Source organism: Megasphaera lornae (assembly GCF_000214495.1).
Classification (GTDB): Bacteria; Bacillota; Negativicutes; order Veillonellales; family Megasphaeraceae; genus Megasphaera; species Megasphaera lornae.
On the sequence record NZ_AFIJ01000022.1, the window covers coordinates 1 to 1,726 of the forward strand.

The following is a 1,726-nucleotide window of genomic DNA, read 5'->3' on the forward strand; positions in this document are numbered from 1 at the left end:
TTACCGTCTGTTACAGAGAACTTAGCAGAAATATTCGTAATCGCCGTTGCATTAGTATTGTTATTAATAGTATTTGTAACGGTAGAAGCCAATTTTTCTTTATCTACCGTCATAGATAGCCCTTGGCCTGTTGCGGTCGTGGAAATAATACCGTCTGCATCACCTGTAATAGATAATGTTTGCGTCCTTAAATTAACCTTACCCGTACCGCTCGTGCCGGCAAAGTTCAAATCTTGGTTAGCTAATCCTTGTTGTGCCGCTGCACTAAGTCCGATAGTTACTTTTGTGCCGGTAGCTGTTTTTTCTGCAGTTACTTCTGTATTTTCGTCTTTGGATACAAATTGAAGATTCGGTTTCTTATCCTTCGTCATCTCCATAGCCAACGGCGTATTATTGCCATCACTTACGGTAAATCCCGTGGAAACATTCGTAATCGCAGTTTTTCCGTTGTTAATGTTCGTCACTACATTATTGGTAATATTGCTTGCCAATTGAGACGCATTAATACCGTACTTGATCGTGTTTTTGTCACGAATTACAGTCAATCCTTTATCTGCTTCTGCCACGTCAAAGGTAACAGTGTTCCCGTTTTTAATTGCCTGTTCATCGCCTGTTCCTGCTTTAACTTTAAAGCCATGCATCGCATCGGTTAAGCCTAACGCGGTGAGCCAATTCGTCTTAGCAGTACCGTCAATATTGCTTGCATCTTTCTTGGCAAAGGTATCATTCAACGTATTCGTAAGTCCGGTTTTATTCAAGCTATACGTTACCTTTATTCCGTCTACTTTGCTCGTAATATTTGCATCACCGGCAAAAGTCACGGTCGGCGCTGTTTCTCCACCTAAAGATACATTCCCTTCTCCGGTGCCTCCTGCCAATTTGAATCCGGCAGTCAGTTTATTCGTTATATTACTTATATTCGTCGTATTATTGGCAACGCTATCTGTAAATGTCTTGGCTAATCCTACGGTTACCGTCGGTGCATCATTATCTCCGCCAACAGCAACATTAATTTTCCCTGCTTCTCCCACGAATTTGACATTATTATTTTTGCCTTTACCTAAGTTAACCTCTTTCGTATTCGTACCGTCTGTCACAGAGAACTTAGCGGAAATATTCTCAATCGCAGTTTTTCCGTTATTAATGTTCGTCACTACATTACTTGTAATATTATTTGCTAAACTGTCTACATTAATGCCGTACTTGATCGTGTTTTTGTCACGAGTTACAGTCAATCCTTTATTAGCTTCTGCCACGTCAAAGGTAACGGTGTTATCCGTATTATTCACCGTTCCTTCGCCGTCCACTCCGTTAGCTTTGAGCTTCCATGCAGACATCTTACCTGTTACGGTGCTATTGCTTGTAATCTGCGTATTGATTTGGCTGTTCAGGGCATCTTCATTAAGCCCCAGTGTCAGACCTTTATCATTCACTGTTGCTTTAACGTATGTATCTCCTGTTACCGTTACCGTACTTTCCGCAATAACTGTCTTGCTTCCTGTGCCGACATCTTTCAGCGTGAATCCTTTTTGCAAGGTCGCAATATCTGCTTTATTTGTTTCCGCTTGTGTCTTGACCGGGTTCACGAAATCATAGACAGTCTTACCGGTTACAAGATTTGCATTATTTGCTTCCACTTTACCTGTACCGAGTTTTCCTGCCCATGCAGTAGCATCCGTTACATTGCTTGCATCTTTCTTGGCAAAGGTATCATTCAACGTAGTTA

1 protein-coding gene is annotated in these 1,726 nt (G+C 41.5%); it reads right to left on the reverse strand.

The features are described 5' to 3' along the window. On the reverse strand, positions 1-1,726 hold a 1,726-nt coding region (locus HMPREF1039_RS08145), incomplete at both ends, for an autotransporter outer membrane beta-barrel domain-containing protein (protein WP_039891737.1).